The 22497-nt window shown below is 72.0% G+C and carries 19 protein-coding genes; 6 read left to right on the plus strand and 13 right to left on the minus strand.

From position 1 onward, the window contains the following. Positions 1 to 6: 6 nt before the first annotated feature. From aceE to ACX6XY_RS12840, 8 genes are all read right to left on the minus strand, one after another. A complete protein-coding gene (gene aceE / locus ACX6XY_RS12805; RefSeq protein ID WP_460329484.1) occupies positions 7 to 2691 on the minus strand; it encodes a pyruvate dehydrogenase (acetyl-transferring), homodimeric type in 2685 nt (894 codons plus the stop codon). 270 nt (positions 2692 to 2961) lie between these two features. Beyond that, complete coding sequence (locus ACX6XY_RS12810) at positions 2962 to 3588, minus strand: GntR family transcriptional regulator (protein ID WP_460329486.1); 627 nt, start codon at positions 3586 to 3588, stop codon at positions 2962 to 2964. Positions 3589 to 3705: 117 nt separating this feature from the next. Next, positions 3706 to 5511 carry a 2-oxoglutarate dehydrogenase, E2 component, dihydrolipoamide succinyltransferase gene (gene sucB, locus ACX6XY_RS12815; protein WP_460329488.1) on the minus strand — a complete coding sequence of 602 codons (1806 nt, stop codon included), beginning with the start codon at positions 5509 to 5511 and terminating at the stop codon, positions 3706 to 3708. Between the two features lie 60 nt (positions 5512 to 5571). Then, positions 5572 to 6960, minus strand: a complete 1389-nt coding sequence (gene lpdA / locus ACX6XY_RS12820) for a dihydrolipoyl dehydrogenase (RefSeq protein WP_460329490.1) — start codon at positions 6958 to 6960, stop codon at positions 5572 to 5574. A gap of 305 nt (positions 6961 to 7265) precedes the next feature. Then, complete coding sequence (locus ACX6XY_RS12825; protein ID WP_460329492.1) at positions 7266 to 8825, minus strand: leucyl aminopeptidase; 1560 nt, start codon at positions 8823 to 8825, stop codon at positions 7266 to 7268. A gap of 95 nt (positions 8826 to 8920) precedes the next feature. After that, positions 8921 to 9718, minus strand: a complete 798-nt coding sequence (locus ACX6XY_RS12830) for an adenosylcobinamide-GDP ribazoletransferase (protein ID WP_460329606.1) — start codon at positions 9716 to 9718, stop codon at positions 8921 to 8923. A 320-nt stretch (positions 9719 to 10038) separates the two neighbouring features. Then, the gene (gene cobT / locus ACX6XY_RS12835) at positions 10039 to 11097 is read right to left on the minus strand and encodes a nicotinate-nucleotide--dimethylbenzimidazole phosphoribosyltransferase (RefSeq protein ID WP_460329494.1); all 1059 of its coding nucleotides are present in this window, start codon (positions 11095 to 11097) and stop codon (positions 10039 to 10041) included. A gap of 96 nt (positions 11098 to 11193) precedes the next feature. Further along, entirely contained in the window at positions 11194 to 12390 is a 1197-nt protein-coding gene (locus tag ACX6XY_RS12840) for a bifunctional adenosylcobinamide kinase/adenosylcobinamide-phosphate guanylyltransferase (RefSeq protein WP_460329496.1), read from the minus strand. Between the two features lie 91 nt (positions 12391 to 12481). Here ACX6XY_RS12840 and ACX6XY_RS12845 point away from each other — a divergent pair, with 91 nt between their 5' ends. Next, positions 12482 to 12688: a hypothetical protein gene (locus ACX6XY_RS12845; protein ID WP_460329498.1), complete on the plus strand. Its 207-nt coding sequence runs from the start codon at positions 12482 to 12484 to the stop codon at positions 12686 to 12688. A gap of 347 nt (positions 12689 to 13035) precedes the next feature. Here ACX6XY_RS12845 and ACX6XY_RS12850 read toward each other — a convergent pair whose 3' ends face one another. From ACX6XY_RS12850 to ACX6XY_RS12860, 3 genes are read right to left on the minus strand one after another with little or no spacing between them, the layout of a single operon-like run. After that, a complete protein-coding gene (locus tag ACX6XY_RS12850) occupies positions 13036 to 14106 on the minus strand; it encodes a S1C family serine protease (protein ID WP_460329500.1) in 1071 nt (356 codons plus the stop codon). Between the two features lie 56 nt (positions 14107 to 14162). Beyond that, positions 14163 to 14915 (minus strand): class I SAM-dependent methyltransferase, encoded by a 753-nt coding sequence (locus ACX6XY_RS12855; RefSeq protein ID WP_460329608.1) that lies wholly within the window; start codon positions 14913 to 14915, stop codon positions 14163 to 14165. Between the two features lie 44 nt (positions 14916 to 14959). Then, on the minus strand, positions 14960 to 15553 hold the full coding sequence (locus ACX6XY_RS12860) for a DUF3043 domain-containing protein (RefSeq protein ID WP_460329502.1): 594 nt from the start codon (positions 15551 to 15553) through the stop codon (positions 14960 to 14962). A 274-nt stretch (positions 15554 to 15827) separates the two neighbouring features. Here ACX6XY_RS12860 and ACX6XY_RS12865 point away from each other — a divergent pair, with 274 nt between their 5' ends. From ACX6XY_RS12865 to ACX6XY_RS12880, 4 genes are read left to right on the plus strand one after another with little or no spacing between them, the layout of a single operon-like run. After that, positions 15828 to 16625 carry a PspA/IM30 family protein gene (locus ACX6XY_RS12865; protein WP_460329504.1) on the plus strand — a complete coding sequence of 266 codons (798 nt, stop codon included), beginning with the start codon at positions 15828 to 15830 and terminating at the stop codon, positions 16623 to 16625. A gap of 43 nt (positions 16626 to 16668) precedes the next feature. Then, entirely contained in the window at positions 16669 to 16947 is a 279-nt protein-coding gene (gene pspAA, locus ACX6XY_RS12870; protein ID WP_460329506.1) for a PspA-associated protein PspAA, read from the plus strand. A gap of 49 nt (positions 16948 to 16996) precedes the next feature. Continuing rightward, positions 16997 to 18208 (plus strand): sensor histidine kinase, encoded by a 1212-nt coding sequence (locus ACX6XY_RS12875; protein ID WP_460329508.1) that lies wholly within the window; start codon positions 16997 to 16999, stop codon positions 18206 to 18208. After that, a complete protein-coding gene (locus tag ACX6XY_RS12880; RefSeq protein WP_460329510.1) occupies positions 18205 to 18894 on the plus strand; it encodes a response regulator in 690 nt (229 codons plus the stop codon). The genes ACX6XY_RS12875 and ACX6XY_RS12880 overlap by 4 nt, the downstream gene beginning before the upstream one ends. A 60-nt stretch (positions 18895 to 18954) precedes the next feature. Here the strand turns inward: ACX6XY_RS12880 and nadA are convergent, their stop codons facing one another. After that, complete coding sequence (gene nadA / locus ACX6XY_RS12885; protein WP_460329512.1) at positions 18955 to 20151, minus strand: quinolinate synthase NadA; 1197 nt, start codon at positions 20149 to 20151, stop codon at positions 18955 to 18957. A 312-nt stretch (positions 20152 to 20463) separates the two neighbouring features. Between nadA and ACX6XY_RS12890 the strand changes: the two genes are divergently transcribed. Further along, complete coding sequence (locus ACX6XY_RS12890; RefSeq protein WP_018848827.1) at positions 20464 to 20820, plus strand: HesB/IscA family protein; 357 nt, start codon at positions 20464 to 20466, stop codon at positions 20818 to 20820. Between the two features lie 66 nt (positions 20821 to 20886). Here ACX6XY_RS12890 and ACX6XY_RS12895 read toward each other — a convergent pair whose 3' ends face one another. Next, entirely contained in the window at positions 20887 to 22428 is a 1542-nt protein-coding gene (locus tag ACX6XY_RS12895) for a hypothetical protein (RefSeq protein ID WP_460329515.1), read from the minus strand. Positions 22429 to 22497 lie beyond the last annotated feature (69 nt).

A 22497-nucleotide genomic window follows, 5' to 3' on the forward strand; every position in this document is an offset into this window, starting at 1 on the left:
ACCGGGTCACAGCCCGTACTTCTCGCGGGCCTCCTTGACCGCCGAGGCCGGAACCTCGCCGCGCCGGGCCAGCTGGGCCAGCGACCCGACGACGATCGACTCGGCGTCGATGCCGAAGTGGCGGCGCGCCGCGTCGCGGGTGTCGGACAGGCCGAAGCCGTCCGCGCCCAGCGAGGTGTAGTCCTGCTCGACCCACTGCGCGATCTGGTCCGGGACCTGGCGCATGTAGTCGCTGACCGCGAGCACCGGGCCCTCGACGCCCGCCAGGGCCTGCCGGACGTACGGGGTGCGCTCCTCGCCGCGCAGCAGCGCCTCGTCGCACTCCAGGGCGTCCCGGCGCAGCTCGGTCCAGGAGGTCGCGGACCATACGTCGGCGGCCACGCCCCACTCGTCGGCCAGCAGCTGCTGGGCCTTGAGCGCCCAGTGGATCGCCGTGCCGGAGGACAGCAGCTGGGTGCGCGGGGCGTCGGCGGGGACCGTGACGCCCGCCGACTCGGCCGTGTTGAAGCGGTACAGGCCGCGCACGATGCCCTCGTCCACGCCCTCGGGCTTGGCGGGCTGCGGCATCGGCTCGTTGTAGACCGTGAGGTAGTAGAAGACGTCCTCCGGCTGCTCGCCGTACATGCGGCGCAGGCCGTCCTTGACGATGGCCGCGACCTCGTAGGCGAACGCCGGGTCGTAGGTGAGCGCCGCCGGGTTGGTGGCCGCGATCACCGGCGAGTGGCCGTCGGCGTGCTGCAGGCCCTCGCCCGTCAGCGTCGTACGACCGGCCGTCGCGCCGATCAGGAAGCCCTTGCCGAGCTGGTCGGCGAGCTGCCACATCTGGTCGGCGGTGCGCTGCCAGCCGAACATCGAGTAGAAGATGTAGAACGGGATCATCGTCTCGCCGTGCGTCGCGTACGACGAGGCGGCGGCGATGAAGTCGGCCATCGAACCGGCCTCGGTGATCCCCTCGTTGAGGATCTGCCCGTCCTTGGCCTCGCGGTAGTACATCAGCTGGTCGCGGTCGACCGGCTCGTACGTCTGCCCCTTGGGCGAGTAGATGCCGAGCGAGGGGAACAGCGACTCCATGCCGAAGGTGCGGGCCTCGTCCGGGACGATCGGCACCCAGCGCTTGCCGGAGGTCTTGTCCCGCATCAGGTCCTTGACCAGGCGGACGAAGGCCATCGTGGTGGCCACCGACTGCGTGCCGGAGCCCTTGTCGAAGGAGGCGAATGCCTTGTCGGCGGGCGCGGGCAGCGGCGCGACCGGGTGCGTACGGCGGGCCGGGGCGGGGCCGCCGAGCGCGGCGCGGCGCTCCTGGAGGTAGCGGACCTCGGGGGAGTTCTCGCCGGGGTGGCCGTAGGGCACCACGCCGTCCTCGAACCGCGCGTCCGAGATCGGGAGCCCGAGCAGGTCGCGCATGCCCTTGAACTCGTCCTCGGTCAGCTTCTTCATCTGGTGGTTGGCGTTCTTGGACTCGAAGCCCTCGCCGAGCGTGAAGCCCTTCACGGTCTGCGCGAGGATCACGGTCGGGGCGCCCCGGTGGGACAGGGCCGCCTTGTACGCCGCGTACACCTTGGACGGCTCGTGGCCGCCGCGCGAGGCGTGGAAGCACTCGATGATCTTGTCGTCGCTGAGCAGTCTGGCCAGCTCGACGAGCGCGGGCTCGGAGCCGAAGAAGTGCTCGCGGATATAGGCGGCGTCGCGGGTCTGGTACGTCTGGATCTGCGCGTCCGGGACCTCGCGGAGGCGGCGGACCAGGGCGCCGGTGGTGTCGAGCTGGAACAGCTCGTCCCAGGCGTTGCCCCACAGCGACTTCACGACGTTCCAGCCCGCGCCGCGGAACTGGGCCTCCAGCTCCTGCACGATCTTGAAGTTGGCGCGGACCGGGCCGTCCAGGCGCTGGAGGTTGCAGTTGATGACGAAGGTCAGGTTGTCCAGACCCTCGCGGGAGGCGAGCGCCAGCGCCGCGGTCGACTCGGGCTCGTCCATCTCGCCGTCGCCGAGGAACGCCCAGACGTGCGAGTTCGAGACGTCCTTGATGCCGCGGTTGGTCAGATAGCGGTTGAACCGCGCCTGGTAGATCGCGGAGAGCGGGCCCAGGCCCATGGAGACCGTGGGGAACTCCCACAGCCAGGGCAGCCGCCGCGGGTGCGGGTAGGACGGGATGCCCTGGCCGCCCGCCTCCTGGCGGAAGTTGTCGAGGTGCTGCTCGGTGAGGCGGCCGTCCAGGAAGGCGCGGGCGTAGATGCCGGGCGAGGCGTGGCCCTGGATGTAGAGCTGGTCGCCGGAGCCGTCCTGCTCCTTGCCGCGGAAGAAGTGGTTGAAGCCAGTCTCGTACAGCCAGGCGGCCGACGCGAAGGTGGCTATGTGCCCGCCCACGCCGTGCTTGGAGCCGCGGGTGACCATCGCGGCCGCGTTCCAGCGGTTCCACGCGGTGATCTTGCGCTCCAGCTCCGGGTCGCCTTCGGCGGCGGGCTCGGCGGCGGACGGGATGGTGTTGACGTAGTCCGTCTCAAGGAGCCGGGGCAGGGCGAGGCCCGCCTGCTCGGCGTGGTGCAGCGTACGGCGCATCAGGTACTCGGCGCGGTGTGCGCCGGCGTGCTCGCTCACGGCGTCCAGCGAGGCCGCCCACTCGGCGGTCTCTTCGGGGTCGCGGTCCGGCAGCTGGTCGAGCTGGCTCGGAAGCTTGCCTACGGGGTCGGTCATGATCGCCGCCTTCCGGACAGGAATCCCCCGCGCCGTGAGACGGGAGGAGGGGGGTGGAGATGGCCCTGGCTGGCAGGACAGGGCGGTGGGCTGGGTGCAGCCCGCCGTCGACTGTAAGCAATTGATCGATGATCGATCAAAGGATTCGACAGGCTAATTTAACGTATGGGCAGAAGTCGGCACCCGGTGCCTTGGATTTAGGCACCGGGTGCCGGAAATTTGGGGTGAATCGGGCGCGGGTTGGGGGGCTCGGGTCGGGGACTTGCCGCGCTACGCGCGTGGGGCGCAGCCCAGGACGTGGGACTTGACCAGCTCGCCGATGCGCGGGTCGCGGCCCCGGAAGGCCTCCACGAGTGCCTCGTGCTCCTCCGCGTAGGACTGCTGGCGCGTGCCCAGCCAGCGGATGGACAGCGCCGTGAACACCTCGATGCCCAGGCCCTCCCAGGTGTGCAGCAGCACCGAGTTCCCGGCCGCGCGCACCAGCTCCCGGTGGAAGGCCACCGTGTGCCGCACCTGCGCCTCGCCGTCCGCCGCCCGGTCCGCCTCGTACAGCGCCGCGACCGAGGGTTCGAGCACCGACACGTCATCGGCGAGCCGCGCCGCCGCCAGCTCGGCCGCGATCTGCTCAAGACCGGCCCGTACCGGGTAGATCTCCTCCAGGTCGGCCGCCGACAGGTTCCGCACCCGTACGCCCTTGTTGGGCGCCGACTCGATCAGCCGCAGCGCCTCCAGCTCGCGCAGGGCCTCCCGTACGGGCGTCTGGCTGACCTCCAGCTCGACGGCGATGCGACGCTCCACGATCCGCTCGCCCGGCTGCCAGCGGCCGCTCACGATGCCCTCCACGATGTGCTCGCGGATGTGTTCGCGCAGCGAGTGGTGGGCGACGGGCGTGGTCATGCGTGCTCCTTAAGAAGGGCGGCGAGGCCCTGGACAAGCGTCGACGCCCTAGACAATACGGCGAAGCCCCCGCCCGGACAGGTCCGGACGGGGGCATTCACGCTGATGAGACGAGCGTTACAGACCGAGCTCGACCTCGAACTCGCCAGCCTCCAGGATCGCCTTGACGGCCGTCAGGTAGCGGGCGGCGTCGGCGCCGTCCACCAGACGGTGGTCGTAGGAGAGCGCGACGTACGTCATGTCGCGGATGGCGATGGTCTCGCCGAGGTCCGGGTGGTCGATGACCACCGGACGCTTCACGGTGGCGCCGATGCCCAGGATGGCGACCTGGTTCGGCGGCACGATGATGGTGTCGAACAGCGCACCGCGCGAGCCGGTGTTGCTGATCGTGAAGGTGGCGCCCGCCAGGTCGTCCGGGGTGATCTTGCTGGCGCGCACCGCGCCCGCGAGCTCCGCGGTCCTCTTGGCGATACCGGCCAGGTTGAGGTCGCCCGCACCCTTGATGACCGGGGTCATCAGGCCCTTCTCGGAGTCCACCGCGATACCGACGTTTTCGGTGTCGAAGTAGGTGATGGTGCCCTCGGCCTCGTTGATCCGGGCGTTGATGACCGGGTGGGCCTTCAGCGCCTGGGCGGCGGCCTTCACGAAGAACGGCATCGGGGACAGCTTGACGCCCTCACGGGCGGCGAAGGCGTCCTTGGCCTGGGCGCGCAGCTTCATCAGCTTGGTGACGTCGACCTCGACGACCGAGGTCAGCTGGGCCTGGTCGTGCAGCGCCTTCATCATGTTGTCGCCGATGACCTTGCGCATCCGGGTCATCTTGACCGTCTGACCGCGCAGCGGGGACGCCTCGAGGGCCGGGGCCTTCGACGCGGCGGGGGCGGCAGCGGCGGCCGGAGCCGGAGCGGCGGCCTTCGCGGCCTCGGCGGCGGCGATGACGTCCTGCTTGCGGATACGACCGCCGACGCCGGTGCCCTTGACGGCCGACAGCGCGACGCCGTGCTCGGCGGCGAGCTTGCGGACCAGCGGCGTGACGTACGCGCCTTCGGCGTCAGCGGCGGCCGGAGCCGGGGCAGCCGGAGCAGCCGGAGCCTGAGCGGCAGGCGCGGCCGGAGCCGGAGCCTGAGCCGGAGCAGCAGGCGCGGCCGGAGCCGGAGCAGCCGGGGCAGCCGGAGCCGCCGGGGCGGGAGCCGCAGCGGCAGCCGGAGCCGGAGCCTCAGCGGCGGGCGCCGGGGCCTCAGCGGCGGCGGGGGCTGGAGCGGCCGGAGCCGGAGCAGCGGCCGGAGCGGCGCCCTCGACGCCGATGACGGCCAGCTTGGCGCCGACCTCAGCCGTCTCGTCCTCGCCGACCACGATCTCCAGGAGCACGCCAGAGGCGGGCGCCGGGATCTCGGTGTCGACCTTGTCGGTGGAGACCTCAAGCAGCGGCTCGTCGGCCTCGACCGACTCACCGACCTCCTTGAGCCAACGGGTCACGGTGCCCTCGGTGACCGACTCGCCCAGCGCGGGCAGCGTGACGTCGGTACCGGTGGCGCCACCGGCCGGAGCGGCCTGGGCGGCGCTGTCCTGAGCCGGGGCCGCGGGGGCCTCGGCGGCGGGCGCCTCAGCGGCGGGAGCCTCGGCCGCAGGGGCTTCGGCGGGTGCGGCCTGAGCCGCGGGGGCCTCGGCAGCGGCGGGGGCGCCACTGCCGTCGTCGATGATGGCCAGCTCGGCGCCGACCTCGACCGTCTCGTCCTCGGCGACCTTGATGGACGCCAGGACACCGGCGGCGGGCGCGGGGATCTCGGTGTCGACCTTGTCGGTGGAGACCTCGAGCAGCGGCTCGTCGGCCTCCACACGCTCACCCTCGGCCTTCAGCCAACGGGTGACGGTGCCTTCGGTCACGCTCTCGCCGAGCGCCGGCAGTGTTACGGAAACCGCCATGGTTTCGGTTGCTCCTTACGAACTGATGTGGCAGGGGGTGCGCTCTCGCGAGAACACGGACTAGTCGTGCGCGTGCAGCGGCTTCCCGGCCAGCGCCAGGTGGGCCTCGCCGAGCGCCTCGTTCTGCGTCGGGTGCGCGTGGATGAGCTGCGCGACCTCGGCGGGCAGCGCCTCCCAGTTGTAGATGAGCTGCGCCTCGCCGATCTGCTCACCCATGCGGTCGCCGACCATGTGGACACCGACCACGGCGCCGTCCTTGACCTGGACGAGCTTGATCTCGCCCTGGGTCTTGAGGATCCGGCTCTTGCCGTTGCCGCCGAGGTTGAACTTCATCGCGACGACCCGGTCCGCACCGTAGACCTCCTTGGCCTTCGCCTCGGTCAGGCCCACCGAGGCGACCTCCGGGTGGCAGTACGTCACCCTCGGCACACCGTCGTAGTCGATCGGCACGGTCTTGAGACCGGCCAGCCGCTCCGCCACCAGGATGCCCTCGGCGAAGCCGACGTGCGCGAGCTGGAGGGTCGGCACCAGGTCGCCGACGGCCGAGATGGTCGGCACGTTGGTCTGCATGTACTCGTCCACCAGGACGAAGCCGCGGTCCATCGCGACGCCCTGCTCCTCGTAGCCGAGACCGGCCGAGACCGGGCCGCGGCCGATGGCGACCAGCAGCACCTCGGCCTCGAAGGTCTTGCCGTCGGCGAGCGTGACGCGGACGCCGTTCTCGGTGTACTCGGCCTTCTCGAAGAAGGTGCCCAGGTTGAACTTGATCCCGCGCTTGCGGAAGGCGCGCTCCAGGAGCTTCGAGGAGTTCTCGTCCTCGACCGGAACCAGGTGCTTGAGGCCCTCGATCACCGTGACCTCGGCCCCGAAGGACTTCCACGCGGAGGCGAACTCGACGCCGATGACGCCGCCGCCCAGCACGATCGCGGACTGCGGGACGCGGTCCATGACCAGCGCGTGGTCCGAGGAGATGATGCGGTCGCCGTCGATCTCCAGGCCGGGCAGCGAACGCGGCACGGAGCCCGTGGCGAGGAGGATGTGGCGGCCCTGCACACGCTGGCCGTTCACGTCCACGGACGTGGGCGACGAGAGACGGCCCTCGCCCTCGATGATGGTCACCTTGCGCGAGGTCAGCAGCCCCGTCAGGCCCTTGAACAGGCCGGTGATCACGTCGTCCTTGTACTTGTGCACGGCCGCCATGTCGACGCCGTCGAAGGTGGCCTTGACGCCGAACTGCTCACTCTCGCGGGTCTGGTCGGCGACCTCGCCCGCGTGCAGCAGGGCCTTCGTGGGGATGCAGCCGTTGTGCAGGCAGGTGCCGCCCATCTTGCCCTTCTCGATCAGGGCGACGTCCAGACCCAGCTGCGAAGCGCGCAGCGCCGCGGCGTAACCGCCGCTACCGCCGCCGAGGATCACTAGGTCGAAAACGGTGCTGGCGTCGTTCGCCACGTCACGTCCTCCATGCATGTGCGCCGGTCGGCGGTCTGGACGACCGCTCGGCGGCTGGTGTTCGGCCGCTTTGTCCTTCGGCCCTTTGGTGGGGGCCCTGTCCTGCCGAGAACCCATCTTTGCACTTGTCCGCGCGAGACGGGACGTCGGGCCTGTGGATGAGACGGGTGTCCCCCTGTCCGCGCGCGGCGTGCGCAGGGCGGACGCGGGGTGTGTGCGGAGGTGCCGGGGGTGTCGGCGTACGTGCCACAGGGCCCCGGCGCGGTCGCCGCACCGGGGCCCTGTGGGGGACGTCACACGCCGCTTCAGCCCAGGTCGCCCGACGCGGTGCGCTCGGCCAGCCGGACCAGGGTGCGTACGGCGGAACCGGTGCCGCCCTTGGGCGTGTAGCCGTACGGCCCGCTCTCGTTGAAGGCCGGGCCCGCGATGTCCAGGTGCGCCCAGGTGATGCCCTCGCCGACGAACTCCTTGAGGAACAGACCGGCGACCAGACCGCCGCCCATCCGCTCGCCCATGTTGGCGATGTCGGCGGTCGGCGACTCCATGCCCTTGCTCAGATAGGCCGGGAGCGGCATCGGCCAGGACGGCTCGCCGACCTCCTCCGCGATCTCGTGGATCGAGGCGCGGAACGCGTCGTCGTTGGCCATGATGCCGAACGCGCGGTGGCCGAGCGCCAGCACCATGGCGCCGGTCAGGGTCGCCACGTCGACGATCGCGTCCGGCTTGTCCTCGGACGCCTTGGTGATCGCGTCGGCCAGCACGAGGCGGCCCTCGGCGTCGGTGTTCAGGACCTCGACGGTCTTGCCGCTGTACATCCGCAGCACGTCGCCGGGGCGGGTCGCGGAGCCGGACGGCATGTTCTCGGCGAGCGCCAGCCAGCCGGTGACGTTCACCTCAAGGCCGAGCCGGGCGACCGCGACGACGGCCGCGAACACGGCGGCGGCGCCGCTCATGTCGCACTTCATCGTCTCGTTGTGCCCGGCGGGCTTCAGCGAGATGCCGCCCGAGTCGTAGGTGATGCCCTTGCCGACCAGCGCCAGGTGCTTCTTGGCCTTGGCGTGCGTGTACGAGATCTTCACCAGGCGCGGCGGCGCCTCGGAGCCCGCGCCGACGCCGAGGATGCCGCCGAAGCCGCCCTTGGCGAGCGCCTTCTCGTCCAGCACCTGCACCTTCAGGCCGTGCTCCTTGCCCGCGGCCTGGGCGACCGCGGCGAAGGCCTCGGGGTTGAGGTCGTTCGGCGGGGAGTTGACCAGGTCGCGGCAGCGGTTCAGCTCCTCGGCGACCGTGGTGGCCCGCGCCAGCGCGGCCTTGTAGGCCTTGTCACGCGGCTTGCCGCCGACGAGCACGGCCTCGGCGAGCGGGCCGCTGGCCTCCTTGCCCTTGCTCTTCCCCTTGTTCCCCTTGGCGTCGGCGCTGTCGGCCTTGGCGTCGCCCTTGTAGGCGTCGAAGGAGTACCCGCCGAGGGCCGCGCCCTCGGCGATCGCCCCGAGGCCGTCGGCGTCGTCGACAGGCAGCGCGAACGCGGCCTTCTTGACGCCGGTCAGCGCGCGGGCGGCGGCGCCGGCCGCGCGGCGCAGCTCGTCCGTGCCGTAGGTCTCGTTCTTCTTGGGAACCGTTCCGAGTCCGACCGCGAGGACGACCGGGGCCTTCAGACCGTCCGGCGACGGCAGCTTCGTCACCTCGCCCTCGCCGCCCGAGGCGCCGAGGGTCTCCAGGACGGAGCCGAGCTTTCCGTCGAACGCCTTGTCCACGGCCTCGGAGCCCGGCGCGAGCACCGGCCCCTTGGCGCCCTTCGCGACACCGACCACGATCGCGTCGGCGCGCAGGCCCGACGCGGTGGAGGTGCTGTGAGTCAGAGCAGTCACGGTGGTGAGATCTCTCTTTCGATTCAGGGTCTTCGATTCAGGGTCATGGCGGGCATTTGGGTTGGTGCCCCAGGTCCTGGGCGAGCCTACGCCCGTCAGCCTGTCGCGAGCACGACGAGGGCGGTCGTAGCGGCGGTTTCGGCGAGTGCCCCGAACACATCGCCGGTGACCCCGCCGAAGCGGCGCGTGCAGTGCCGCAGCAGCAGCTCCGCGGTGCCCGCCGCGAGCGGCACGGCGAGGGCGCAGCGGATCAGGTCGTACGTCCCGAAGGCGACGCCGGTGCCGGCGGCCGCCGCCGTGACGGCGGCGAGCACCAGCAGCGCGGCGGCGGCCGGGACCGTCCCGGCCACCGCCGCGCCGAGCCCCTCGGGCCGGGCGGCGGGCACGCCGGTGCGGGAGGCGAGGGTCAGGGCGGTGCGCGCGGCGACCGCCGAGACGACGGCGGCCAGGGCGCCGCGGGCCCAGCCGCCGTCGTACGCCTGGGCGAGCGCCGCCACCTGGGCGAGCAGCACGAACAGCAGCGTGACGACGCCGAACGGGCCGATGTCCGAGCGCTTCATGATGTCCAGCGCGTCCGCGGCGGGCTTGCCGCTGCCCAGGCCGTCCGCGGTGTCGGCGAGGCCGTCCAGGTGCAGGCCGCGGGTCAGCGCGGCGGGCACCGCCGCGCTGCCGACCGCCGCGAGCAGCGGCCCGGCGCCCGCGAGCAGCAGCGCCGTGCCGAGCGCGGCCGCGGCGAGCCCGACCACGAGCCCCGCCACGGGCGCGCACAGCATGCCGGTACGAGCCGCGGCGCGGTCCCAGCGGGTCACCCGGACGGGCAGCACGGTCAGCGTGCCGAAGGCGAAGCGCAGACCGTCGCCGAGAGGTGCGGCGGTGGCGGGGGAGGAGGGCATCGCGGTCATCCCGCGCAGGCTATCCCGCGCCGCGGCTTTCTCGTGCCGCCTCTCGCGCCGCGGTTTCTCGCCTTGGCTTCTCGCGTTGGCCCTTCTCGTCCCGGTTCCTCTCGCCCCGGTCCCCTCTCGTGCCGCCTCTCTTGTCTTGTCCAGTCGCCTTTCGTCCTGCGGTTTCTCGCTCCGGCTTCTCTCGTGCCGCGGTTTCTCTCGCGCCACGGCTTCTCGCGTTGGCCCTTCTCGTCCCGGTTCCTCTCGCCCTGCCTCGGGCCCTTTCGGGCTGTGGCTGGCCGTCTCGGCCTCGTGGGCGGTTGCTTGGCCGGTCAGGGGCGAGCGGTTGGGGCCTCTGGCAGCTCGGCTGCCAGTAGGGCCGCCGCGCGTACCAGTGGCAACGCCAGTACCGCGCCGGCCCCCTCACCCACCGTCACGTCATGCGAGAGCAGCGGGTCAAGAGCCAGTCGGTCCAGCGCCTTCGCCTGCGCTGGCTCCCCGCTGGACTGCCCGGCCAGCCACCAGTCGGGTGCCCTGAAAGCGATCCGCTGCGCCACCAGCGCGCAGGCCGCCGACACCACGCCGTCCAGGATCACCGGCAGCCGCCGCACCGCGCACTGCAGCAGAAAACCGGTCGCGGCCGCGACATCCGCGCCGCCGACCGTACGCAGCAGCTCCAACTGGTCGCCCAGCACCGGTCGGGCCCGCCGCAACGCGTCCCGTACCGCCGCGCACTTGCGCATCCAGGTCAGGTCGTCGATGCGCCGCCCGCCACGTCCCGTCACCACAGACGCGTCGGTGCCGCACAGCGCCGCGACCAGCGTGGCCGCCACCGTCGTACCGCCGACGCTGAGGTCGCCCAGGACGACCAGGTCGGTACCGGAGTCCGCCTCTTCGTCGGCGACCGCCATCCCCGCCCGAAACGCCTGTTCCACCTCGTCAGCCGTGAGCGCGTCCTCGATGTCGATGCGCCCCGAGCCCCGCCGTACGCGATGGCGTACGACGTCGTCGGGCAGCTCGGCCGGATCGCAGTCGACGGCCAGGTCCACGACCCGCACCGGCACCTCACTGCCGCGGGCCAGCACCGCGACCGGGCTCTCGCCCGCGAGCACCGCGTGGACCAGGTCTCGGGCACCGCCCGCAGGCCGGGCCGACACGCCGAGCTCCGCGATCCCGTGGTCCCCGGCGAACAGGACCACCCGCGGCTGGGTGACCGGCTTCACCGGTACCGCGGACTGCGCGGCCGCGAGCCACTCGCCCAGCTCGTCCAGGCGGCCGAGTGCGCCAGGCGGCACCGCCAGGCGTTCCCTGCGTTCTTCGGCGTCGCGGCGGACCCCGCCGTCGGGGCGCTCGATCAGGTCGGAGAAGTCGTCGAGATTCAGCGAGCTCATTCGCCGAACAGTACCGGGATGTGTCGAACACGGGCGCGCCCTGCCGGTGAACCTGACGTGTGCTGTGCCGTGTTGTGTTGTGCCGTGCTGGTGTCGTCAGCCGCGTAGCACCAGCGGCTGGCCTGCCACGACCAGCAGCACCTGCTCGCACTCCGCGGCGAACGCCGCGTTCAGCCGCCCGAGTTCATCGCGGAACCGGCGGCCGGACGCGGTCGCGGGCACGACGCCCGAGCCGACCTCGTTGGACACCGCCACGACCGTGCGCCGGGTCTGCCGTACCGCCTCGACCAGGGCGTCCACCCGCTGGCGCAGCGCACGGCTGCCGCCCGCGGCCCACTTGGCGTCGTCCCAGGCGTCCACCTGGTCCATCGCGTCGGTCAGCCACAGCGACAGACAGTCGATCAGCAGCGCGGGCCCGTCCTCGTCCAGCAGCGGCGCCAGGTCGCAGGTCTCCTCGGTGCGCCACGCCCCCGGACGCCGTTCGCGGTGCGCGGTCACCCTGGCCGCCCAGTCCGGGTCGCCCTCGCGGCTGCCGCCCGTCGCCACGTACACCACGCCGGGGAACGACTCCAGACGCCGCTCGGCCTCCACGGACTTGCCCGAGCGCGCGCCGCCCAGCACCAGCGTGCGGCGCGGCACGTCGGGCACCGCGTGGTACTCGCCGACCACCAGCGTCGTGCCGTCCGGCACCGTGCGCGCGCCCGCGGCCGCGAGCCTGCGGTGCAGCTCAGGACCCACCGGGGCGTCGTGGCTCAGATGGACGGCGATCACGTCGGTGGCCGCGGTGACCGCGCCCGCCGCGCGCAGCCGGGCCAGGGCGTCGGGGCGGCCGGTGAGGTCGGCGAGCACCATGTCGTACGGGGCGGGGTGGTCGAGTCCGGCGGGTCCGGCGCCCGGCGGCAGATACAGCAGGCGCTGGCCGTCGGGGGCCGTCACCTCGTAGCCCGTACCGGGCGCGTCCATCGGCAGCGCGCGGACCCGGTGGCCGCTGAGCAGCGCCAGCTCGCGGCCGTCGGGCACCCGGCCGGACGCGGGGAGACCGGCGGGGTGTTCGACTGCCGGGCCGTTGTGCGGGTGCGAGAGCAGTACCTGGCGTACGCCGCTGAGTGTGTGCCCGGCGCGGGCGGCGGCGAAGGCGGCGCCCGGAGTGAGGTCGAGCAGCAGTACCCCGTCGACCAGGAGCGCCGTCGCGGCGCGGGCGCGGTCACCGCGTGCGCTGGCGCAGGCGGCGCAGCGGCAGTCGGGACGGGGCAGGCCTTCGGGGGCACCGGTGCCCAGCAGAGTCAGTTCCACGGGGACGATCCTCCCGCGTCCGCGTGGGTCTTGCGCGCCCGGATAGGCTGCTGGCACGAATCGGATCTTGGGCGGGAACCTGGAGGCTGGCATGGTGGCGTGGACGTGGCGGTTCGAGAAGGCCGACGGGACTGAGGTGGCGCCTGCGGTGGAGCCTGAGGAGTTCACCACGCAGGGCGATGCGGAATCCTGGATCGGCGAGCACTGGAAGGCCCTGCTCGAGGGGGGCGCGGAGCAGGTCACCCTGTCCGAGGACGGCACCAAGATCTACGGCCCCATGCCCCTGAGCGCGGACTGACCCCGCGTCTGTGGGTCGGGGGTGGGGTGGGGGGTACGTGCTCACGGCGACTGGTTACCCGGAAGCTGCGAACCGCGTGCTGCCCAGGTCACAGTCCCCGCTCCGCTCGCACCCCCCACCCCACCCCCTCACGTGAGCTCCACGGCTGCGGGTGGGTGGGGGTGCGAGCGGCTGTGCGGGTGGGTGGGCGTACGTCCCGTCTGACTGTTGTGGGCATACGTTCCGCAAGGGCGGAACGGGTGGGCACAACCCACCGACCCTGGTGACCGGTCTCGCCTGGGCCGCAGGGCGACACCCCTCCGGGGAGGGGACACGGGGTACCCCCGTGAAACCACGGGCGCGGCGGCCTAGCGTTCGCCGAGGGTGACCGTCGTCGTGCGCTCCGCGCCGTCGCGCGAGTAGGTCACCTCGACCTCGTCCCCCGGCTTCTCGGAGGCCAGCGCCTCCGCGAGCGACGTGGTGGTGGTGATGTCCGCGTCGCCGACCCCGGTCAGGATGTCCCCCGGCTCGATCCCCGCCTCGTCCGCCGCCCCACCGGACTCGGTGGCGACGACCGCCACCCCCGCGGGGCGGTAGTCGTCGCCGACCACCGTGCGGCCGGTGATCTCGAGCGCCGCCCGCCCGGAGTCGGTGACCCTGCCGTCCCGCACGATCTGGTCGGCGACCGTCCTGACCATCGACGCCGGGATCGCGAACCCGATGCCGGGCGCCGCGCTGTCCCCCAGCTCCGGACTGGTGGCCGCGAGCGTGGGGATGCCGATGACCTGGCCGTCCAGGTTGACCAGCGCACCACCGCTGTTGCCGGGATTGATCGCCGCCGAGGTCTGCACCATGCCGGCGATGGTGGCCCCGGTGCCGCCGCCCGCGCGGCCCTCGCTGACGGTCCTGCCGGTCGCCGAGACGATGCCCTGGGTGACGCTGGAGGAGAGACCGAGCGGGGAGCCCATGGCGAGTACCAGCTGGCCGACCTCGACCTTCGTCGAGTCGGCGAACTGGGCTGCTTTGAGTTCGGTGGGCGGGTCGTCGAGTTTGATGACCGCGAGATCCTGCTCGGGGTAGCTGAAGACCAGCTTCGCGGTGTGCGGCTCCTCGCCGGTGGGCGAGGTGACCGTGAAGGTCTTCTCCTCGCCCACCACATGGGCGTTGGTGACGATATGGCCCTGGGCGTCGTAGACGACCCCGGAGCCGAGACCGTCCTCGGCGTTGATCTGGACGACCGACGGCAGAACGTCCTTGATCACCTTCTGGTAGTCCTGCTGGAGGTCGTCGGCGCTGGCCTGCGCGGGCGCAGCGGCCTGGCTGGCCGTATCGGGTTGCGCGGCGTCGGAGCTGGAGCAGCCGCCGAGCAGCGCGGCTGCGCAGCCGGCGGAGGTCAGCACGAGCGCCAGCCGGGCGCTGCGGGTACGAGAGCGGTCCATGCCCGGAGTATCACCGGGAGCGGGGCGGGTCAGCCTGCGGTGCGGGTCCGATCAGGTCAGGCTGTGGCGGCTCGTACTCCGCACAGGTGGAGGAGCGCTGCGACGTGCCGGTAGGGGTCCGTGCGGCTGGCGCGTTCCTCCGTGGCGAGCAGCGCCGTGAGTTGGTCGCCAGGGGGTGGCTCAGCGTCGTTCGCCGCGGTGTCGGTGAAGACCCGCACCCCGTACCAGGCGCGGAGCGGGGTGCCGATGCCGTCGAGCGTCGCGGTCAGCGCGGCGAGGTGGTCGGCGCGTACGCGGAGGCCGAGGCGGTTGGTGTACGCGGCCGAGTCGAAGGCCGTCAGCGCCGTGTCCCAGTCGCCGCCGAGCCCCGGCCGCATGGCCAGCGCGTCGGCGTTGCGCACCAGCAGCGACAGCAGGCCGCCGGGCGCGAGGACGCGGGCCAGGCCCGCCAGCATCGCGTCGGGCTCGTCGACGTACATCAGCACGCCGTGGCACAGGACGCTGTCGAAGGAGCCGGGAGTGAAGTGGACGCCCGTCTCGCGGGCGTCGCCCTCGACCAGCCGCACCCGCTTGCGGACGCCGTCCGGCTCGGCGGACAGCGCCTCGCGGGCCGTGCGCAGCATGGCGGGGTCGGACTCGATCCCCGTCACCTGATGCCCGGCACGGGCCAGGCGCAGCGCCTGGGTGCCCTGCCCGGCGCCCACGTCCAGCACCCGCAGCCGCTGCCCGACCGGGAACCGCGCGGCGAGCTGCTCGTCCAGCTGGCGGGCGACCAGCTCCTGGCGTACGACGTCGCGCAGCTTGCCCAGGCCCTTCAGCCAGTCCGCCGCGCCCCCGGTGAAACCGGTCGTGCTCAGGGCCGCTCTCCGCGCTTGACCTGCGGCTTGGGCAGCCGCAGGCGGCGCATCTGGAGCGTGCGCATCAGCGCGTAGGCCACCGCGCCGCGCTTGGGCTCGTCCGGGAAGCGCTCCCTGAGCTGCTTCTTCAGACGGAACGCGATGCCGATCGAGTCGACGACGATCATGACGATCACGAACAGCCAGAGGAGCAGGGAGATGTTCTGCAGGCCGGGGTTCTGCAGCAGGCTCATGACGAGGATGAGCACGGCGAGCGGCAGGAAGTACTCGGCGACGCAGAACCGCGAGTCCACATAGTCGCGGGCGAACCTGCGCACCTTGCCCTTGTCGCGGACCGGCAGGTAGCGCTCGTCGCCGCTGTTCAGCGCCTCGCGCTGCTTGGCCATCTGCGCCCGGCGGTCGTCGCGCTGGCGCTTGGCCGCCTCCTTGCGGGTCATGGGCGTGTTGGCCACGCTGCGGCGCTGCGACTGGGCCTCGCTGCGCTTGGGGGTGGGGCGGCCCTTCGGAGCCTCGGGGTCGCGGGGCTGCTTGGAGAGGTCCGGCACCTGCTCGGTGGGGGACTTCTCGGAATTGGCACGGCTACGGAACACAAAACCCAAGGGTACGGGGTGCGGAGCATGGAGCACACGCCTCTGGGGAACGATCTGGCAACGGCAGTCGTCTCCATGGGTACCTGCGTACGGCGCTCTGTCGCGGTTTCTCAGGGGGTGTCTCCTCCTTGCGCCGGAGTGGTCGGGGCGGAGTCGTCCCTGGGGAGGAGCGCATCGGCGCCCGGACAGTGCGGTAATGGTGTCGGGACCCGTAGGCTGGGTCTATTGCAGTGCTGGAGCTCTGGAGTCCGTCAGAAGGGGGCGCGCGAAGCCCATGAGCGGTGTCATGAAGCGTATGGGGATGATCTTCCGCGCGAAGGCGAACAAGGCCCTTGACCGGGCCGAGGACCCGCGCGAAACCCTCGATTACTCGTACCAGAAGCAGCTGGAGCTGCTCCAGAAGGTGCGCCGCGGCGTCGCCGACGTGGCGACCTCGCGCAAGCGGCTTGAGCTGCAGCTGAACCAGCTCCAGGGGCAGTCCTCCAAGCTGGAGGACCAGGGGCGCAAGGCACTCGCGCTGGGCCGTGAGGACCTGGCCCGCGAGGCGCTGTCCCGGCGTGCCGCGCTCCAGCAGCAGGTCACGGACCTGGAGACGCAGCACCAGACGCTGCAGGGCGAGGAGGAGAAGCTCACCCTCGCGGCGCAGCGCCTCCAGGCCAAGGTTGACGCCTTCCGCACCCGGAAGGAGACCATCAAGGCCACCTACACCGCCGCCCAGGCGCAGACCCGGATCGGGGAGGCCTTCTCCGGCATCTCCGAGGAGATGGGCGACGTCGGTCAGGCGATCCAGCGCGCGGAGGACAAGACCGCGCAGCTGCAGGCGCGCTCCGGCGCCATCGACGAGCTGCTCGCGTCCGGTGCGCTGGACGACCAGTCGGGGATGGCGAAGGACGACATCGCCGCCGAGCTGGACCGTATCTCCGGTGGTACGGATGTAGAGCTGGAACTGCAGCGCATGAAGGCCGAGCTGGCCGGTGGTTCCTCCGGTTCCCAGCAGGCCATCGAAGGCGGGAACGGCGCCGAGCAGGGTCAGCAGACCCCGCAGGACACCCCCCGTTTCGACAAGCAGTAGAGCGGTAGATCAGTCCCCGGCTCGACTTCGAGGAGAGAGTGTCGTGATCGTACGGATCATGGGGGAGGGGCAGGTGAGGCTGGACGACAGCCACTTGGCCGAACTGAACAAGCTGGACGACGAGCTGCTCGAAGAGATGGAGAGCGGCGACGGCCCCGGCTTCCGGCAGACCCTCCACGTGCTCCTGGAAAAGGTGCGCGAGTTGGGCGCCCCGCTCCCGGATGACGCCCTGGAGCCGTCCGAGCTGATCCTGCCGTCGCCGGACGCGACCCTCGAAGAGGTCCGCGCGATGCTCAGCGACGACGGACTCATCCCTGGCTGACCCCAGTGAGCGCCCCCGCCCCACGGACGGCGCGGGGGCTCCTACCCTGATGCTGGTGACCACCTTCGCGCGGGCCCGCCGCTGGCTGACCGCCCATCCCCTCGCCCTGGACTCGGGCCTCGCGCTCGGCGTGTTCGCCTGCATGCTGACCGGTTCGTTCGTGGAGCCGCACGGGCCGTACGGGCCCACCTTCGGGCAGCAGCCCCACGCGCTCAGCGTCGTGCTGATGGTGCTGGTCTCGGTGGCGCTGGTCTTCCGTCGGCGCGACCCGATGCCGGTGCTGGCCGCCACCGCCGCGCTCTCCTTCGTCGAGCTGACCACCAACGAGCCGAGCGCCCCCGTCGCGATGAGCGCGGTGATCGCCCTCTACACCGTCGCCTCGCGCACCGACCGCCCCACCACCTGGCGGGTCGGCCTGCTCACCATGGCCGCGCTCACCGCGGCCGCCATGCTCACCGGGCCGATGCCCTGGTATGCCCAGGAGAATCTGGGCATCTTCGCCTGGACCGGGATGGCCGCGGCCGCGGGCGACGCCGTACGCAGCCGCCGGGACGTCGTGGGCGCCATCCGGGAGCGCGCCGAACGCGCCGAGCGGACCCGCGAGGAGGAGGCCCGTCGCCGGGTCGCCGAGGAGCGGATGCGGATCGCCCGTGAACTGCACGACGTGGTGGCGCACCACATCGCCCTGGTCAATGTGCAGGCGGGCGTCGCAGCCCACGTCATGGACAAGCGCCCCGACCAGGCCAAGGAGGCGCTCGCGCACGTACGCGAGGCCAGCCGCTCGGCGCTGGGCGAACTGCGCGCCACGGTCGGTCTGCTGCGCCAGAGCGGCGACCCGGAGGCGCCCACCGAGCCCGCTCCCGGTCTGGCCCGGCTCGACGAGCTGGTCGACACCATCCGTAACGCCGGGCTTCGGGTGGAGGTCGTACGCGTCGACGACGGCGAGCCGCTGCCGGCCTCCGTGGACCTGGCCGCCTATCGCGTCATCCAGGAGGCGCTCACCAATGTCCGCAAACACGCGGGCGCCGAAGCCAGGGCCGAGGTGAGCGTCATCAGGGTGGGACGGCTGATCGAGATCACGGTCCTGGACGACGGCCCCGGATGCCAGGGCAGCCCGGACGGCGGCGGCCACGGGCTGCTCGGCATGCGCGAGCGGGTCACGGCGCTGGGCGGCAGCTGCACGGCCGGGCCCCGCTACAGCGGCGGCTTCCGGGTCCACGCGACGCTGCCCCTGCGGGCCCTCACAGGAGAGAAGGCATGACGACGATCCGGGTACTGCTCGCCGACGACCAGGCACTGCTGCGCAGCGCGTTCCGGGTGCTGATCGACTCCGAGCCCGACATGGACGTCGTCGGAGAGGCGTCGGACGGCGCCGAGGCGGTGCGCCTGGCCCGGTCCGAGCGCCCCGACGTGGTGCTGATGGACATCCGGATGCCGGGCACCGACGGCCTCGCCGCCACCCGCTCGATCAGCGACGATCCGGGGCTGCGCGACGTACGCGTGGTCATGCTGACCACCTTCGAGGTCGACGAGTACGTGGTGCAGTCGCTGCGCGCCGGCGCCTCCGGGTTCCTCGGCAAGGGCTCCGAGCCGCAGGAGCTGCTGAGCGCCATCCGGGTCGCCGCCGCGGGCGAGGCGCTGCTCTCCCCGGCCGCGACACGGGGACTGATCGCCAAGTTCCTCGCCCAGGGCGACGGGGACGGCGACGACGGGAGCGGCGGGCGGCACGGTGAGCGGCTCGCGGCGCTCACCGTGCGGGAGCGCGAGGTGCTGGTGCAGGTCGCGGGCGGCCACTCCAACGACGAGATCGCCGAGCGGCTGACCGTCAGCCCGCTCACCGTGAAGACCCATGTGAACCGCGCGATGGCGAAGCTCGGCGCCCGTGACCGGGCCGGTCTCGTCGTCATCGCGTACGAGTCGGGTCTGGTGCGGCCACGGGTGGACTGAGCCCGGCCGCCCGGATCCTCAGAAGGCTCCGGGCGGCCGGGTGAAGGCTGGTGTGCGGGGCTACGGGAGCGCCAGCATGCGCTCCAGCGCCAGCTTCGCGAAGCTCTCGGTCTCGGTGTCGACCTGGATCTGGTTGACCAGGTTTCCCTCGGCCAGCGACTCCAGGGCCCACACCAGGTGCGGCAGGTCGATGCGGTTCATCGTCGAGCAGAAGCACACCGTCTTGTCGAGGAAGGAGATCTCCTTGCCCTCGGCGGCGAAGCGGTCCGCGAGCCGCCGCACCAGGTTGAGCTCGGTGCCGATGGCCCACTTGGAACCGGCCGGGGCCGCCTCCAGGGTCTTGATGATGTACTCCGTCGAGCCCACGTAGTCCGCGGCTGCCACCACCTCGTGCCTGCACTCGGGGTGCACCAGCACGTTCACACCGGGAACCCGCTCGCGTACCTCGTTGACCGAGTCCAGCGAGAAGCGGCCGTGCACCGAGCAGTGGCCGCGCCACAGGATCATCTTCGCGTTCCGCAGCTGCTCGGCGGTCAGCCCGCCGTTCGGCTTGTGCGGGTTGTAGAGGACGCAGTCGTCCAGGGACATGCCCATGTCCCGTACGGCGGTGTTCCGGCCCAGGTGCTGGTCCGGCAGGAACAGCACCTTCTCGCCCTGCTCGAACGCCCAGTCCAGGGCGCGCCTGGCGTTCGACGAGGTGCAGATGGCGCCGCCGTGCTTGCCCGTGAACGCCTTGATGTCGGCCGAGGAGTTCATATACGAGACGGGCACCACCTGCTCGGCTATGCCCGCCTCGGTCAGGACGTCCCAACACTCCGCGACCTGCTCGGCGGTGGCCATGTCGGCCATCGAGCACCCGGCCGCCAGGTCCGGCAGGACCACCTTCTGGTCGTCGGTGGTCAGGATGTCCGCGGACTCGGCCATGAAGTGCACACCGCAGAAGACGATGTACTCGGCCTGCGGCCGGGCGGCCGCGTCCCTGGCCAGCTTGAAGGAGTCACCGGTCACGTCCGCGAACTGGATGACCTCGTCGCGCTGGTAGTGGTGGCCGAGCACGAAGACCTTGTCGCCGAGCTTCTCCTTGGCCGCGCGGGCACGGGCCACGAGGTCCGGGTCGGAGGGCGACGGCAGATCGCCGGGGCACTCCACGCCGCGCTCACTCCCGGGGTCGGCGTCGCGGCCGAGCAGCAGCAGGGCGAGAGGCGTCGGCTGGACGCCGAGATCCACGGGGGATTGGGCGGTGGTCACGACACGCACCCTTTCTGTTCTACGGAGCAACTGAAGAAGCCGCCAGGGAGCGCCAAGGTGCCCTGAGGAGGCTTCTCGTCGAAATGACGCTATCTATCATAACCGGTTCACGTCAGATTGACGATGGCCATCGTGTCGATGTGACGCATCCCCGGTCGCCGGGACGCTGCTCCCGACCGCGCGGGTATGCGAGCATGAAGGGGCAGCACGAGCACGGCGAATCCGGCGCGCGGTCGAAAGCGCCCAAGGCCTGGAATGAATCCGCGGCCCCGACGGTTGCACCCGTCGGCAAGCAGTCCGAACAACTCGGGAGAGAAGCAGATGTCCGTATCGGACGAGAAGACCACTGTCAGCGACGGCATTCTCCTTTCCGACGCCGCCGCGGCGAAGGTCAAGGCCCTGCTCGACCAGGAAGGGCGCGACGACCTGGCGCTGCGCGTCGCCGTTCAGCCCGGCGGCTGTTCCGGCCTGCGCTACCAGCTGTTCTTCGACGAGCGCTCGCTGGACGGCGACGTCGTCAAGGACTTCGACGGCGTCAAGGTCGTCACCGACCGGATGAGCGCCCCGTACCTGGGCGGCGCCTCCATCGACTTCGTCGACACCATCGAGAAGCAGGGCTTCACCATCGACAACCCCAACGCCACGGGCTCCTGCGCCTGCGGCGACTCGTTCAGCTGAGCCCACACACAGGCGGCGGTCCCCCGGCTCGGGGGGCCGCCGCCTGTGCGCGTTCCGGCGTACGCGCTACCTGCGGGGCACCGTGGCCCCCGTGGTGTCGACGACCTCACGGTCGCCCAGCGGCTTGTCCAGGGTCACCGTCTCGGTGAGCTCCTTGGCGAGCATGATGCAGACCCTGTCCGGGTCGGGCGTGGTCTCGGTGATCTTGACGGTCACCCGGCCGCCGCGCTCCTCGGCGGACGCGGAGTACGCGGAGCACGCGCCGCCCCAGAAGTGCAGGCTCAGCGTCCTGCCGTCGGCGCTGTACGACTCGATCGCGGCGTTGCGCTGCTCCGCGGGCTCTGCGGGTTCTGCGGGTTCCACCGAGTCGGGGCTCGGCTGCGCGGGCGGCGGGTCCAGATACGTCGGATCCACCGCGGGGTGCGTGATCGTGACGCTCTGGTCGGCGTGCGGCCGCGCCTCGAACAGCCACGACGGCACCAGAATCTGCCGCCCCCGCTCATGGTGCGCCGCAAGCCCGAACACCGCGTCCTCCACGACCACCGTCGGAGCCTTCGGGGCCTTCGGGCGCTCCGGGACGTCCGTACTCGGCGCACAGGGCTGCTGGCTCGCGCCCCGGCCGCCGCTCGTCGCGGCGGCGTCCCGGCCCGGCGCGCCGCCGTCCGGCGTGGCGGCGTCGTCCGGCGCGGTGCCGGGCTCGTGCGGTACGGCGCTGGCGCACCCGGCGATGGCGCCCCGGCTGGCGCCCGCCGCGGGTGCGTTCAGCCGCTTCAGCGTCTCGGCCGCGTCGAGCACCGGATAGCTGGCCCCCTTCACCGGCTTCGCCAGATGGCCGCTCGCGCCGACCACGGCGCCCTCCACGCCGACCCGGACCTGCGTCGACCAGCCGTACGTGGGCAGCCCGCCGATCACCGGATCGGCGTTCACCACCCGGACCGTCGGCCCCTGGGTCTCCCCGGCGTCGAGCTTGGCGTCGTCCTGGCCGAGCGCCTTCAGCAGCGGCGCGGCCGCGGCCTTGGCCTCCTGCTCGCTGATCGGGCCGACCATCTGGGCGAGGCCCTTCCCGCCGACGGGCGCGCAGCGGGTCTTCGCGCAGTCAGCCGTGCCGTACTGCGTGTACGTCCAGCTGCCCGGCGCCCGCTTGTGCACCCGCAGCTCCCGCCCGAGGTCGTCCTTCACCTGCTTGACCGTCCAGGCGGCGCCGTCGAGCCGGGGTGTGCCCTCGATCTTCAGGGCCGTCGCGAGCCGCTCCACCTGCTCGCGGGTGACCTCGCCGCGCGCCCGGTACACCGGGGCCGCGTCGGGTCCGTCGGGCAGCGCGCCGACCGCCCGGTACCTCGCCCCGCTCGGGTCCGGCTCGCCGGGCGCCACACCGGCCCCGTCCGACTCCGTACCGCGGGTGACGAGGCCGTCCAGGTCGAGCGGGGGTGGGGCCGCGTCGGCGCTCGACCCGTCGGCGCCCGCACCGCCGCCGTCTCCCGAAGCGCCGGTCGCGAGATACGCGCCCCCGCCGCCGACCAGCAGCACCCCGGCCGCGACCGAGGCGACGGCCAACGGGGTACGTCGCCGGGCGGGTGCCTCGTCCCTCTCGGGTTCCTCGGTGCTCACCGCATCGCTCCTTCACCTGTGCCGCCGTCTCATGCCGTATCGGACATCCCCCCGAAGAGGGAGCGACGA

The organism is Streptomyces sp. O3 (genome assembly GCF_054788135.1).

Excerpts from the sequence above, each read along its gene's own strand:
- aceE (WP_460329484.1), bottom strand. The coding sequence starts at position 2,691 with ATGACCGACCCCGTAGGCAAGCTTCCGAGCCAGCTCGACCAGCTGCCG.
- ACX6XY_RS12810 (WP_460329486.1), bottom strand. The coding sequence starts at position 3,588 with ATGACCACGCCCGTCGCCCACCACTCGCTGCGCGAACACATCCGCGAG.
- sucB (WP_460329488.1), bottom strand. The coding sequence starts at position 5,511 with ATGGCGGTTTCCGTAACACTGCCGGCGCTCGGCGAGAGCGTGACCGAA.
- ACX6XY_RS12830 (WP_460329606.1), bottom strand. The coding sequence starts at position 9,718 with ATGCCCTCCTCCCCCGCCACCGCCGCACCTCTCGGCGACGGTCTGCGC.
- cobT (WP_460329494.1), bottom strand. The coding sequence starts at position 11,097 with ATGAGCTCGCTGAATCTCGACGACTTCTCCGACCTGATCGAGCGCCCC.
- ACX6XY_RS12845 (WP_460329498.1), top strand. The coding sequence starts at position 12,482 with ATGGTGGCGTGGACGTGGCGGTTCGAGAAGGCCGACGGGACTGAGGTG.
- ACX6XY_RS12850 (WP_460329500.1), bottom strand. The coding sequence starts at position 14,106 with ATGGACCGCTCTCGTACCCGCAGCGCCCGGCTGGCGCTCGTGCTGACC.
- ACX6XY_RS12865 (WP_460329504.1), top strand. The coding sequence starts at position 15,828 with ATGAGCGGTGTCATGAAGCGTATGGGGATGATCTTCCGCGCGAAGGCG.
- ACX6XY_RS12875 (WP_460329508.1), top strand. The coding sequence starts at position 16,997 with ATGCTGGTGACCACCTTCGCGCGGGCCCGCCGCTGGCTGACCGCCCAT.
- ACX6XY_RS12880 (WP_460329510.1), top strand. The coding sequence starts at position 18,205 with ATGACGACGATCCGGGTACTGCTCGCCGACGACCAGGCACTGCTGCGC.
- ACX6XY_RS12890 (WP_018848827.1), top strand. The coding sequence starts at position 20,464 with ATGTCCGTATCGGACGAGAAGACCACTGTCAGCGACGGCATTCTCCTT.